Origin of the sequence: Streptomyces sp. NPDC059002 (assembly GCF_042740435.1) — a bacterium.
In the GTDB taxonomy this organism is placed as follows: Bacteria; Actinomycetota; Actinomycetes; order Streptomycetales; family Streptomycetaceae; genus Streptomyces.
Genome location: NZ_JBHYJI010000027.1, coordinates 23,383 through 36,995 on the forward strand (window position 1 = coordinate 23,383; position 13,613 = coordinate 36,995).

Consider the following 13,613-nt stretch of genomic DNA (forward strand, 5'->3'; position numbering starts at 1 on the left):
TGCCGCCCGCCCCCGGAGTCCCCCTTCTTTGCAGTGGCCGCACACGAAGTACGGCCCATACGGCCGACTGGCTCGGACGTATGGGCCGTGTGAGGCAACAGTGGCCTATCCCCCGTTGCTGCCGACCCGTTGGTGCCGCCGACATCTCGATGCTGCCCCAGGCCGCTGCAAGTTCTCTGCAAATCCACCTCAAGTGGGCCACCACCCGTTCCAGGCAGGTCAGTTGCCCGGTTCGTCCCGTTCCCGTGCCTCGTACGCGATGAAGACCTCCCGCGCCTCGTCCCGCAGCGCCCGCGCCCCCTCCGGGTCTCCCGCCGCCTCCCGGGTGGTGGCGAGGTCGCGCAGGGTGCGGGCCCGGGGCAGCGGCAGCTCCAGGGCCGCCCAGCGCTCCGCGGCCTCGACCAGGAGCTGTTCGGCGGCGTCCAGGCGCCCCGCGGCCAGCTCGCACTCGCCGAGCGTGCGCAGGGTCAGCGCCTCGCCGAAGCGGTCGTGGTGCGCGCGGCAGACGGAGAGGACGCCCCGCAGCTCGTCGGCCGCCTCCTCCCAACGCCCCCTACGGAAGCGGCATTTGGCCCGTGCCTGCACCGCGTACGCCGCCATGAGCGGGTCCCCGATGGCGTTCAGGAGCCGCATCGCGCGGTCGGAGAGGTCCTCCGCCTCGGCGTACGCGCCGAGCGCGCGGTGCACGAGGCCGATCGAGCGCAGCGTGAGCGCCTCGCCGCGGCGGCTGCCGAGGCTGCGGTAGGCCCTCAGCGACTCGTCGAGCAGCACGAACGCCGCCTCGGTCTCGCCGAGTTCGAGGTGGACGGTGCCCGCGAAGCGGCAGGAGAGCCCGAGACCCGGGTCGTCGCCGAGCGCCCGGAACCCCTCGACCGCCTGGGTGAGCGCGTCGAGCGCGGCGCGCAGGCCGCCCGACTCGCGCAGGGCGCTGCCGAGTCCGGCGAGGGCGGCGGCCCGGCCCCGGGTGTCGCCGAGTTCGGTGCACAGACGCGCGGCCTGCCGGAAGTAGTCCTGCGACTCGGTGAAGCGGTCCTGTTCGTAGCGGAGCTGGCCGAGGCCGATGAGCAGCAGGGCCTCGCCGGAGCGGTCCTCGGCGCGGCGGGCGGCGGCGAGGGCGGCGTCGTGGCTGCGCCACCAGGCCTCGAAGCGGTTGCCGACGGCGTACGCGGAGGAGCAGAGGGCCGCCGCGGCCTCGCAGGCCAGGGTGTGCAGGTCATAGGCGGCCGCGCGCTCCACGGCGGCGGCGAACGCGTCGGCCTCGGCCTCGAACCAGGCGGGCGGATCGGCGAGCGCACGCCGGGTGGCCTCAGGTCCGACGGGCCGCACGAGGTGGCGCAGGCTGTCGGACGCCGCACCGACGGGCCCGCCGGAGTCCAGGAAACCGCGGTGCAGTTCGACGGCGCCGGACGGGGTGGCCGACGCGACGCGGCCGGTGAGCCAGAGTCCGGCGCCGAGGGCCCGGCCGATGGCGGCGGCGCGCACGGCGGGCGGGTCCTCGGCCTCGGCGCGTTCGGCCGCGTAGACCCGCACCAGGTCGTGCGGCCGGAAGCGGGGCTGACCTGCCCGGTCGACGCCGGTGCAGTGCAGCAGCTGGGCGTCGATGAGCTGCTCCACGACCTGGTCCGCCGCGGCCTCCGTGACGTCGAGCAGTGCGGCGATCACCCAGGCGGCGACGTCGGGCGCGGCGAGCAGGCCGAGGCGGCGCAGGGCGGTGCGGGCCGGGGAGTCCAGGGACCGGTAGCTCAGGCCGAGTCCGGCCCGTACTTCGAGGTCGCCGACGGCGAGTTCGTCCAGGCGGCGGCGTTCGTCGGCGAGCCGGTCGGCGAGGGTCCTCGCGGTCCAGTACCGGCGGGTCGCGAGGCGGGCCCCGGCGATCCTGATGGCCAGCGGCAGCCCTCCGCACAGTTCGACGATGCGCCGGGCGGCCGCGGGCTCGGCGTGCACCCGCGACTCCCCCGCGACCCGGGCGAGCAGCCTGCTGCCCTGCTCCGTCTCCAGCACGTCGAGGTCGGTGCGGTGGGTGCAGGGCAGGCCGCCGAGCCGGGACCGCGCGGTGATCAGCACCCCGCAGGTGGCGCTGCCGGGGAGCAGCGGGCGCACCTGTGACTCGCTGCCCGCGTCGTCGAGTACGAGGAGCATGCGGCGGCCCGCGACGAGGCTGCGGAAGAGGTCCCTCCGTTCGGCGTCCCCCTCGGGCGGGTTCGCCCCGAGCGCGCGCAGCAGCCGCCCCAGCACCTCGCCGGGCGTGACGGGGTCGGTGGCGCCGCGCAGTTCGGCGTAGAGCTGCCCGTCCGGGTAGACGTCGGCGACGCGGTGGGCCGCCGTGACGCCGAGCACCGACTTGCCCACGCCGCCGGGGCCCGACACCACGACGACGGGCATGGCCTCCCGGCTCCCCGTCAGCGCGGCCCGCACCTCGCGCACCTGCGCGTCGCGCCCGGTGAAGTCGCCGATGGCGGGCGGCAGCAGGGCGGGCGCCCTTGCGGCACCCGTGGGGGCGCCCGGGGTGTCCTCCGCCGCGGGCAGCAGCCCCTCGTCGGCCCGCAGGATCGCCTCGTACATCCCCTGGAGCCTGGGCCCCGGGTCGATGCCCAGCTCTTCGGCGAGTACGTCGCGGCCCTCCGTGTACACCGCGAGCGCGTCCGCCTGACGGCCCAACCGGTAGAGGGCGAGCATCAGTTGACCGCGCAGCCGCTCCCGCGTGGGGTGCATGGCGACCAGTGCGGTGAGCTCGGCGACCAGTTCCATCTCGTGTCCCGTCTGGGCCAGGTCCGCCGCGATGCGCTCCTCCAGGGCTGCCTGCCGCGCCTCCTCCAACTGGTCGGCCATGGCGCGCAGCGTCTCGCCGATGCCGCCGAGCGCGGGCCCGCGCCACAGGTCGAGCGCCTCGCTGAGCAGCCGTGCGGCCCCGGCGTGATCCCCGGCTGCGGCCGCCTGCCTGCCCTGGCCCGTCAGACGCTCGAACGCGGCACGGTCGACGAGGGAGGCGTCGGCGTGGATGAGATAGCCGGGCGGCCTGGTCTCGATGGCCTCGGCGGACAGCGCGCGGCGCAGCGCGGAGACGTACGACTGGATCAGGGAGCGTGCCGTGTCCGGCGGGCTGTCGCCCCAGATGACGTCGATCAGGGTGTCGGCGGACACGACCTTGCCCGGTTCGAGGAGCAGCGCCGCGAGCAGCGCGCGCGGCTTGGGGCCGCCCAGACTGAGGCGGCGGCCCGCCCGCCACGCCTCGACCGGGCCCAGCAAGCGGTAGTCGGTGTCCCTGTCCACGCCCATCTCCATGGGTCCTTGCCCCGTGCCGCCCCCGCCCTTCCTGCCTGTCGGCCCCCGCCCCGGACCGACTGGCATGTTACGTCCGCGAGCAGTCAACTCGTGCACGTGCAAAGGGAATCAAGCCACCGCTCAGCGCGCCGCACCCCGCTCCCGGCCCGCGGGACGCTGATCGCATAGGCTCGGCGGATGGCGAAGTACTTCGACGTGCACCCCGAGAACCCGCAGCGCCGCATCATCGGCAACGTAGTGGACAGCATCCGGTCCGGCGCGCTCGTCGCCTATCCGACGGATTCCTGTTTCGCGCTGGGCTGCCAGCTGGGCAACCGTGAGGGGATCGGCCGCATCCGCTCGATCCGTGACCTCGACGAACGGCACCATTTCACGCTCGTATGCGAGAACTTCGCACAGCTCGGCCAGTTCGTGTACGTCGACAACGACGTGTTCCGCGCGATCAAGGCCGCGACGCCGGGCAGCTACACGTTCATCCTGCCCGCGACGAAGGAAGTGCCGCGCCAGCTCCTGCACCCGAAGAAGAAAACGGTGGGTGTCCGCATCCCCGACCACACGGTGACGCAGGCGCTCCTCGCCGAACTCGGCGAGCCGCTGCTTTCCAGCACGCTGCTGCTCCCCGACGAGGAGGAGCCGCTGACCCAGGGCTGGGAGATCAAGGAGCGCCTCGACCACGTGGTGGACGCGGTCGTCGACTCGGGCGACTGCGGCACCGAGCCGACGACGGTCATCGACTTCTCCGGCGGCACGGCCGAGATCGTACGCAGGGGCGCGGGCGACACCACGCCGTTCGAGTAGACGCGAGAGGGCCGCGGGGCGCCTGTGCGCCGCCGCGGCCCTCCCCTTATATGCCTCTACTCGTACGTGTTACGCGCCGCTCGCGTCGAGCATGTCCTCGCGCTCGACGATCTTCACGCGCTCGCGGCCCTGCGGCTCGCCGAGCGCCTTCTCCGCGGCGTCCAGGCGGTACCAGCCGTCCCACGTGGTGAAGCGGACGTTCCGCTCGCCGAGGAAGGCGTCGACGGCCTCCGGGTCGGGCGAGCCGGGCGTGTGCAGGCGGCCGTTGGCGTGGTCGTCCAGGAGGCTGGCGACCGTCTCGTTGGCGTCGCCCTTGGTGTGGCCGATCAGGCCCACGGGACCGCGCCGGATCCAGCCCGTGACGTACGTCGACTGGAGGTGCTCGCCGGACTCCTCGATGACGCGGCCGCCCTCGTCGGGGACCGTGCCGGACGCGACGTCCCAGGGCAGCTTGGGCAGCTCGTCGGAGAGGTAGCCCACCGCGCGGTAGACCGCGCCGAGGTCCCAGTCCTTGAACTCGCCGGTGCCCTTGACGTTGCCGGTGCCGTCGAGGGCGGTGCGCTCGGTGCGCAGGCCGACGACCTTGCCGTCCTCGCCGAGGATCTCGGCCGGCGACTCGAAGAAGTGCAGGAAGAGCTTGTGCGGCCGGTCGCCGACGTCGCGGATCGCCCAGTTCTCCAGGGTCTTGGCGACCATGTCGGCCTGCTTGTTGCCGCGGCGCGTCGCGATCGAGCCGTCGTCGTAGTCGATGTCCTCGGGGTCGACGATGACCTCGATGTTCGGGGAGTGGTCGAGCTCCCGCAGCTCCATGGGGCTGAACTTGGCCTGCGCGGGGCCGCGGCGGCCGAAGACGTGGACCTCAATGGCCTTGTTCGCCTTGAGACCGTCGTAGACGTTGGCGGGGATCTCCGTCGGCAGCAGTTCGTCGGCCGTCTTGGCCAGCACGCGCGCCACGTCGAGCGCGACGTTGCCGACGCCGAGGACGGCGACCTTCTCCGCATCGAGCGGCCAGGTCCGCGGGACGTCCGGGTGCCCGTCGTACCAGGAGACGAAGTCCGCGGCGCCGTGCGAGCCCTCGAGGTCGATGCCGGGTATGTCGAGCGCGCGGTCGGCGGTGGCGCCGGTGGAGAAGATCACCCCGTCGTAGAAGTCGCGCAGCTCGTCCAGGCTGATGTCGCCCGGGTAGTCGACGTTGCCGAAGAGGCGGATCTGCGGCTTGTCGAGCACCTGGTGCAGGGCCGTGATGATGCCCTTGATGCGCGGGTGGTCGGGGGCGACGCCGTAGCGGATGAGGCCGAAGGGGGCGGGCATCCGCTCGAAGAGGTCGATGGACACACCGGGCTCGACGGCAACTGCGGATTTCAGCAGCGCGTCGGCGGCGTAGATCCCGGCGGGGCCGGCTCCGACAATGGCTACCCGCAGGGGGCGAGGCATGTTCAGGTTCCCTTCGAGCGGTGGCAGTACGCGCATGGTGGTAGCGGCACTCAACGGGAAGCCTAAACTAAGGCAAGCCTAAGTCAGTAGGCGGGTCCGATCTATGACCCCATAAGTCTCACTTATGGGCAGCCGCCGCGTTCCACCAGGCGTATGCAGGCGGCAAGGCACACGTCCGCGACCTGGCGAAGCCCCGCGCATCGCGCTGACTACCACCTGCCCGGCCGGTACCTCCGCTCGACATGCCCCTCCAGTTCGTCGGGATGGAAGTAGACGGGCCGCAGGTCGCCGTGTGCGTAGCGTTTCGACTGGTCGTCGAAGTGCGGTGAGTCGGGGTGACCGCTGGTGCCGCCCGCCGTTATCGCCCAGGCGCGCAGCCGTGGTCCGAACTCCACCACTGCCACGAAGCTGTTGCCGCTGGTGCCGTAGTAGCGCTTCGTTCCCGGGTGGCGCATCGCTCCGAACGACGCGAGTGAGCCCCATCGCGACGAGGTGAAGGGGACGGGGATGCTCGGCTTGTCGTCGCTGAACTCCTGGCCGATCGAGCCGTCGTTGCGCTGGTAGCGGTTGATGTCGCCCCACGGCACCTGCCAGCCGCCGAAGTCCCGCGTCAGCTGGTCCACCGCCGTCCGGAGCGCCCCGAGCCGCTGCCCGTCGGTCGCTCGCCCGGCCATGTAGTCCCAGACCGACATACCGGCTTCCACGGCCGACTCGGAGGTGAGCGCCCACAGCGCATCGCCCCAGAACACGGCGAGCGACGTGGCGGCCGACCGCTCGGCCCAGCGGTGGTCCCAGCGGCGCAGCACGGCGATGGGCCCGGCCAGCTGGGCCTTCTGCGCGCTGCCGTCGGGGAGTTGGGCCCATGCGGCGACGAGCCCCGGCAGCAGGCGTGCGAAGGCGGTGAGGTAGGGATCGAAGGCGGCCTCGATCAGCCTCCGCGGGGTGAAGTCGTCGCGCGCGGAGAGGACCCGGATCGCCTGCGGCCCGCGCGGGTTCTCCCCGACCCGGTCGAAGTAGCGCGGGTAGTCGGCCGCGTCGGGGCTGTCCGCACCCGCCGCGGTCCAGGGCCAGTTGTTCGTGTTGAACACCCAGCCGTTCCTCGGGTTCACGGCCTGCGGCATGCTCGCCAGGCTGTGCAGGCCGTGCCAGTCGGTCGCGGGATCGCTGCCGTCGACGGGCTCGGCGAAGTCGAAGCGGTCGTCGCGCACCGGCATGAACTGTGGCATCAGGAAGGCGATGGTGCCCTTCGAGTCGGCGAAGAGCGTGTTGTTCGAGCTGTTCGCCCTGAGCCCCGCAACCCGCAGATAGCCCGCGTAGTCCCGCGTCTTGGTGCGCAGGAAGCTCTGCTTGAGCGCGTCGAGCGGCTTGTTCATCAGTGCGCACGCGATCCACTTGCCGTCCGCTTCGCGCACGATCGGGCCGTGGTGTGTGGCGAAGGTGGTGAAGCCGCGCTCGTCCCGTCCGCCGTCCTCGGTCCTGCAGGACAACGTGATCGTCTTCGTCGTCACGGGGCGCAGCTCATCGCCGTAGCGGTAGCGGCGGCGACCGTCCGGCCCTGTGACGATCCGCTCGGCGAACTCGTCGACGTTGTCGACGCCGCTCGTCGTGTGCATCCACCCCGTGTGCGCGTTGAAGCCCTGGTAGACGAAGAACTGTCCCCAGGTGGCGGCACCGTAGACATTGAGCCCCTCGCCGCTGGTCACATGCTGCTCGGAACGGAAGAAGAAGCTGGTGTGCGGGTTGATCAGCAGCAGCGCACGGCCGTCCCTGGTACGGCTCGGCGCGATCGCCATGCCGTTCGATCCCGTGGGTTCGCGCGGCGGAAGACCTCGCTCCTCATCGGTCATCGGCACCGCCCGCCCGCCGTAGAAGGCTTCGAGCCGGCTGAGCCGCACCGATGCGATGTCACCGCCGATGCTGCCTTCCGAGAAGCTCAACGGCATCCACGGCTCGAACCGCTTCAGCACGCTCGGACGCACCTCGGGATGGGTCGCGAGGTAGTAGTTCAGCCCGTCGGCCCAGGCCCGCAGCAGCGCGCGCAGCCAGGCCGGGGCCGTGGCGTACACCTTCTTGAGGGACACGGGGTCGAGGAACAGCCGCTGGCGCAGGTCCTGCCAGATCGCGCTCTCGCCCTCGGCCTCGGCGAGACGGCCGAGGGCGACCAGATAGTTGCGTTCGATCCGTGGGAAGTCGTCCTCGGCCTGGGCGTACATCATCCCGAACACGGCGTCGGCGTCGCTCTCGCCCACCACATGCGCGACGCCCCAGTCGTCGCGGCTGATCGTCACGCGCGCCGCATGCCCGCGCCAGCGGGCCGCGTCGCGGAGCGACTGCTCCGGTCCCGCGAACGCCGCGCCGCAGGGCACGCCCGCTGCGACGGCGGCGAGCCCGGCCGCTCCGCCCAGGACGCGGCGTCGGCTCACCCCGGTGTTCCGCACGTGGCCCATGCCCCGCTCCACCACGGCGGCGGGTCAGATGCGGTCGGCGGCGATGAGCAGGTAGTGGAAGCTGCCCTCGCGGTACGCGGTCAGGAAGGGCTCCTCGATGCCGGTGGCGAGCGAGGACTCGGCCCGCAGTTCCCAGTAGGGGATGGTCGCGGCCGTGAGGTCGACGACATTGATGGGGACGAGGTTGTTGGCGGCGAGCGCCTTGAAGTACGCGCTGCGGGGGTGGATGTTGCAGGTGTAGTGCTCGTCGATCCGGCTGACGGCCTTGGAGCGGCCGCCGGTGACGTCGTTGTAGCAGCCGGTGATGCAGACATAGCGTCCGCCGTGCGCCAGCAGCCGGGAGTACTCGGAGAAGAGCTGGAACAGGTCCACGTACATGGTGGACTCGTTGTTCCAGATCCCCTGGAAGGCACCGGACGGGAAGCCCGTGTCCAGCATGTTGCGGAAGTGGTAGCCCACCTTCGCGTCCACGCCGCGCTTACGGGCCTGGGCGTTGGCGAAATCGACCTGGGACTCGGAGATGGACACCCCCTCGACCTGGCAGCCGAAACGCTGGTTGGCCATGATGCTGGTGCCGCCGCGGCCGCAGCCGGAGTCGAGCAGGCGATGGCCGGGCTCGACGGCCCCCAGGTGATCCAGGAGCACGTCCGCCTGCGCCGACTCCAGGCGGTGCATCTCCTCGATGATGCGCTCGTCCCGGGTCTCCTCGGGCCCTTCGAGGACCGAGGGGTCGTAGTCGCCCGTCCCGTAGTGGTGGTGGTAGAGGCCGTCGACATCGCCGAGGCGCAGATTGACCGGGTCCTTCTCGTTGTTCCAGTACTCCGCGACGGCCTGCTGGTAGGCGGTGCGCAGGACGCGGGCAGGGGCATCCGGGGTCATCGTCATCGTGAGAGCTCCTTACGACGTGCCGGGGGTCCGAGGTGGGGGAAGGGCGGATGCCGGCCGGTGTCAGGCGGGCGTGCGGGAGACCTCGACGTTCTCCAGGACGCCGAGCGCGTCGGGCACCAGGACGGCGGCCGAGTGATAGGCGCTGACCAGGTAGGAGATGACGGCCTGGTCGTTGATGCCCATGAACCGCACGTTCAGACCCGGCTCGTACTCGTCGGGGATGCCGGTCTGGCGCAGTCCGACCACGCCCTCGGCCTCCTCGCCGGTGCGCATCGCCAGGATCGAGGTGGCGCCCTCGGCGGAGACCTCCAGCTTCCCCAAGGGGTAGATCGGCACACCGCGCCAGGCGGGGACGCGGTGGCCGCCGACGTCCACGGCGTCGAAGTAGATGCCGCGCTTGTTGCACTCGCGGCCGAACGCGGCGATGGCGCGCGGGTGCGCGAAGAACGCCTTGGTCTGCCGCCGCATGCTCAGCAGTTCGTCGAAGTCGTCCGGTGTGGGCGGCCCCGAATGGGTGGAGATGCGCTGGCCGTGGTCGGCGTTGTGGAGGAGCCCGAACTCCCGGTTGTTGACCAGCTCGTGCTCCTGGCGCTCGCGCAGCGCCTCGATGGTCAGCCGCAGCTGCTGTTCGACCTGGTTCATCGGGTCGTTGTAGAGGTCGGCGACCCTGCTGTGCACCTTGAGGACCGTCTGCGCGACGCTCAACTCGTACTGGCGGGGCTCCAGTTCGTAGTCCACGAACGTGCCGGGCAGTACGGGCTCACCGGCGTGCCCGGCGGCGAGCGCGACGTCGGCCTCGCCGCGCCTGTTCTGCGGCCGCTCGCCCTCGGCCTGGCGCGCCCGCACATGGGACCGCAGCCCCTCGTGCTGCCCCGCGATCTCCTCGTACGCCTGCCGGGGCAGCACCAGGACGGTGCACGCGGTCACCGCGCGGGTGGTGAACTCCCAGTCGCCGGGCTCCTCCCCGACCACCTGCCCGCCGAAGAAGCCGCCGTCGGCGACGCTGCCGAGCCGGGTCTCCTCGCCGTACTTGCCGGTGCCGATCTTCTCCGCCTTGCCGTGCACCATCAGATAGACGTGGTCGGCGGGCCGCCCCGCCTCGGCGAGGACCTGGCCCGGCTCGAACTCCTGCTGCTGGAACCGATCGGCCAGCGCCCGCAGCGCCTCGGGGTCGTCGAAGCCGCGCAGCAGCGGCAGCTCCCCCAGTTCCGCGGGGACGACCCGGGCGTCGGCGCCCTCCTGCACGAAGGTCACCCGGCCGTCACCCACCGCGTACACCAGGCGCCGGTTGACCCGGTACGTGCCGCCGCCCACCTCCACCCAGGGCAGTGTCCGCAGCAGCCAGCGGGAGCTGATGCCCTGCATCTGCGGAACGGTCTTGGTGGTGGTCGTCAGATTGCGCGCGGCCGCGATGCCCAGGCTCAACTGCGCCTGTCCCGCGCTCTGTTCAGGCTGCTCCGGCTGTTCCGGCGACGCTGCGGTCGTCATCCTGGTCCCCTCCAACGGCATTGGGGTGCTCACGGCACGACAGACTCATGCGGCGATCCCGCCGCAGGAGTTGCGCGCCGCAAGTGAAGCAGCGCGCGTCGACGGCGGTCGAGGGTGACCATCTCCGCATCCCATGCGTTTGCGCCACCTGCCCCGCACCCCGGCCACCCTGCACAAACGGCCCGCGGCGGCCCGTGGGAGCGGCATCCACCGCCGCCGAGGACGGCCGGATTCCGATGAACCGCCCCCGATCGCCCGAAGCCATGTGGAATTGGCCGCGTGGACACCTCAATTCCCGCTATGAGCAGGGTTGTTCTGGGCAGGGCGGAGGGCGGCGCCGATGCCGGGGAGGGCCGGGACGCCCTTGTCCCCCTCTCCGGGGCCGTGCTATCCCTGCGTCGACGGCCGAGCCGATCCTTTCCCCGTGGACGGAGTTGCGGATGAACGCGCCCAATCCCGGTACGCCCGAGCCACCCGCCGACGCTGCCGGCTCCCCCCACCTGCTGACACGCCTCCTTTCCGGGCCGTCCGGACTCGGAACCGGCTCCCTGCGCCTCGCACCCGTGCCGGTCGCGGAACCGGACATATCGCTGCCCGCCGACCCTGAATCGCCCTCCGACGCCTCCGCGCCAGAGCCGCCGCCGGCCTCGCAGCGGATCGAGGGGCTCTACTGCCCGCCCGCCGTACGGGACGATCGCGCGCTGGCCGACGAGGTCAACGACCGGCTCGTCGAGTGGGCCGAGCAAGAGGTGGGCCTCTACCCGGACACCGAACACCGGGAGGCGCTCGTCGGCTTCGACCCGGGGCGTTCGGTGGTCCTGTGCCACCCGGACGCGCCGGGCATCGACCACCTCATGGCCGCCGCCCGGCTGCTGGTCGGCGAGAACGCCGTGGACGACTACTTCTGCGAAGCGGAGTACGGCGGCAGCGCGGACCGGCGCGGCGCGGCGCTCGCCGTCGCCCAGTCCGCGATCGATCCCCCGCACAACACCCCGCGCTACGAGGCCGATTGGCGGTCCGGAGTGGAATCCCATCCGGCGCTGCGCTCGATGCGCTCGGCCATGGACCACTTCCGCGCCCTGGCCACCCCGGCGCAGGCGCACCGTTTCCGGCACGACATCGCCAGTCTCTACCTCGGGTACAACGCCGAGGGCGACTGCATCTCCCAGCACCGCACCCCCGCGGTGTGGGAGTACCTGGTGCAGCGGCAGTTCAACAGCTTCCGTCCGTGCCTGACCCTCACCGACGCGGTCGGCGGCTACGAGCTGCCCGCCCACCTCTTCGCGGACCCCGCCGTGCAGCGCGCCGTCGCCCTGTCCTCGAACGCCTCGACCATCTGCAACGACCTGTACTCGCTGCGCAAGGAGCAGCAGAGCGAGCGCTTCCACTACAGCCTGCCCACCGTGATCGCCGCCGAGGAGGACTGCTCCATCGAGGACGCCTTCCAGCAGGCGATCGAGGTCCACAACGACGTCGTCCATCTCTTCGAGGAGCAGGCCGCCGCACTCTCCGCCACCGATCCGCTTCTCGCCCGCTTCATGACCGGCCTGACGAACTGGGTGGGCGGCAACCACGAATGGCACGCCGGGAACGTCGGCACCCGGTACGCGACGTCACCCTGACGGGGGCAACCTGCCGGCAACCCTTGACGTTTCTCCGGACTCGTTCTTAACCTCTCGGTGTAGTTCGTAGTTCGCACCCTTGCAGTTCCCGTGCTGCGGCGCTTTCCGCAGCGTTTTGACAGGCATAGACACAGACCACCTGTCGGTGGTCTCGTCATGCCTTTTTCCATGCTCCCCGTGCCACCGATGGGTCCTCCTCAAAGGCGGATTCATGGCACAACGTCCGAGCGTCAAAGGCGTCGCCGACGTCGTTGCGCTCATCGATGGGCTGGGAAAGATCACCGGCCGGGCGCAGGTCATCTGGTTTCTCGTGTTCGGCGGGCTTTTCCTCGACGCCTACTCGAACGCCGCGCTGAGCGCCGGTCTGGGGCCGATGACGTCCCAGATGGAACTCACCAGCACCCAGGTCTCGATCCTCACGGCCACCGCCCCGGCCCTGGCGATCGTCTTCAACCCGGTCGGCGGCTGGCTCGCCACCCGGATCGGCCGCGTCCCCCCGCTGCTCATCGCCAAGGTGTTCGCCATCGCGGGCGCCCTGCTCGCCGCCTTCGCCGGTGACTTCACCGTCGTCTGGCTCGGCCGGGTCCTGGTGGGCGTCGCGTACGGCATCGACTTCGCCGTCGCCATGGCACTGCTCGCCGAGTACACGCCCGCGAAACTGGGCGGCCGCCTCAACCTGTGGCAGGCCGTCTGGTACGTCGCGACCACCACCAACCTCGCGCTCGCCCTCGTCTTCTTCCACCTGGACGTCGGCGCGGACATCTGGCGCTGGTCGGTCGGCTCGGCCGCGGTCGTCGCCGTGACGCTGCTGATCGGTCAGTGGCTGATGCTGCGGGAGAGCCCCACCTGGCTGGCGAGCAAGGGCCGCCTCGACGAGGCCGTCGCCAACCTGGACACGATCTACGGCATCAAGGCCGTCGCCGGGCAGCCCGACGAGGCGACCCGCGCCGCCGCCGAGGCGCCCGCCGTCGGCTTCCGTCAGGCCGGACTGCTCTTCAAAGGCGCGTACCTGCCGCGCACGGTCCTCTCCTCCGTCATCTCGCTCGGGCAGTCCATGCAGTACTTCGCGGTCGGCTGGTACCTCCCGCTGATCAGCCTGACGATCTTCGGCGAGAGCTTCGAGAAGGCGACGATCGGCTCGATGGTCTTCAACGCCTTCGGCATCGCGGGCGGCCTCCTCTCCGCCTACTTCGGCCGCCGCCTCGGACTGCGGCTCAGCTCCGCCGCCGGATTCGCCGGGGTCTTCGTGGCGCTGCTCGCGATGGGGCTGACCTTCGAGAGGGTGCCCACGGCCGTCGCGTTCCTGCTGCCGGTCCTCTTCATCCTCTGCCACTCCGCGGGCCCCGGCGCCAACGGCAAGTCCATCGCCGCGCTCTCGTACAGCAGCGACGTCCGGGCGCTCGGCACCGGTGTCACCGGGATGGTGGGCAGCTTCGGCAGCGTCATCGGGCTGTATGTGTTCCCGCAGATCAAGGACGCGCTCGGGCTCGCCGACACCTTCCTCGTGCTCTCCGTCGTGCCGCTGCTCGGCCTGATCACCTGCCTGGCGATCAAGTGGGACCCGACGAAGGCCGCGTCGCCCGACGAGGCCGCGGGGCAGGACAGGACCGCCGCCACGCGGACGGGCTCACCGGCTCACCCGTAAGGCTCGCAA

Annotated in this window: 8 protein-coding genes; 3 read left to right on the forward strand and 5 right to left on the reverse strand. The window is 71.3% G+C overall.

What is annotated here, in order from left to right; genetic code table 11:
* Window positions 1–219: 219 nt before the first annotated feature.
* Entirely contained in the window at window positions 220–3,270 is a 3,051-nt protein-coding gene (locus ACFWZ2_RS23825; RefSeq protein WP_384548764.1) for a BTAD domain-containing putative transcriptional regulator, read from the reverse strand.
* Between the two features lie 189 nt (window positions 3,271–3,459).
* On the opposite strand from ACFWZ2_RS23825, the gene ACFWZ2_RS23830 reads away from it, so the two are divergent.
* A complete protein-coding gene (locus ACFWZ2_RS23830) occupies window positions 3,460–4,080 on the forward strand; it encodes an L-threonylcarbamoyladenylate synthase (RefSeq protein ID WP_384548766.1) in 621 nt (206 codons plus the stop codon).
* 69 nt (window positions 4,081–4,149) lie between these two features.
* Here ACFWZ2_RS23830 and ACFWZ2_RS23835 read toward each other — a convergent pair whose 3' ends face one another.
* From ACFWZ2_RS23835 to ACFWZ2_RS23850, 4 genes are all read right to left on the reverse strand, one after another.
* On the reverse strand, window positions 4,150–5,514 hold the full coding sequence (locus tag ACFWZ2_RS23835; RefSeq protein ID WP_384548768.1) for an FAD-dependent oxidoreductase: 1,365 nt from the start codon (window positions 5,512–5,514) through the stop codon (window positions 4,150–4,152).
* 209 nt (window positions 5,515–5,723) lie between these two features.
* Entirely contained in the window at window positions 5,724–7,961 is a 2,238-nt protein-coding gene (locus ACFWZ2_RS23840) for a penicillin acylase family protein (RefSeq protein ID WP_384548770.1), read from the reverse strand.
* Window positions 7,962–7,985: 24 nt separating this feature from the next.
* Window positions 7,986–8,846, reverse strand: coding sequence for a geranyl diphosphate 2-C-methyltransferase (locus tag ACFWZ2_RS23845; RefSeq protein ID WP_384548772.1), 861 nt, complete (start codon window positions 8,844–8,846; stop codon window positions 7,986–7,988).
* 63 nt (window positions 8,847–8,909) lie between these two features.
* Entirely contained in the window at window positions 8,910–10,337 is a 1,428-nt protein-coding gene (locus ACFWZ2_RS23850) for a family 2B encapsulin nanocompartment shell protein (RefSeq protein WP_384548773.1), read from the reverse strand.
* Between the two features lie 440 nt (window positions 10,338–10,777).
* Between ACFWZ2_RS23850 and ACFWZ2_RS23855 the strand changes: the two genes are divergently transcribed.
* Both ACFWZ2_RS23855 and ACFWZ2_RS23860 read left to right on the forward strand, forming a co-directional pair.
* Window positions 10,778–11,959 carry a family 2 encapsulin nanocompartment cargo protein terpene cyclase gene (locus tag ACFWZ2_RS23855; RefSeq protein WP_384548775.1) on the forward strand — a complete coding sequence of 394 codons (1,182 nt, stop codon included), beginning with the start codon at window positions 10,778–10,780 and terminating at the stop codon, window positions 11,957–11,959.
* A gap of 211 nt (window positions 11,960–12,170) precedes the next feature.
* On the forward strand, window positions 12,171–13,604 hold the full coding sequence (locus ACFWZ2_RS23860; protein ID WP_384548777.1) for an MFS transporter: 1,434 nt from the start codon (window positions 12,171–12,173) through the stop codon (window positions 13,602–13,604).
* Window positions 13,605–13,613 lie beyond the last annotated feature (9 nt).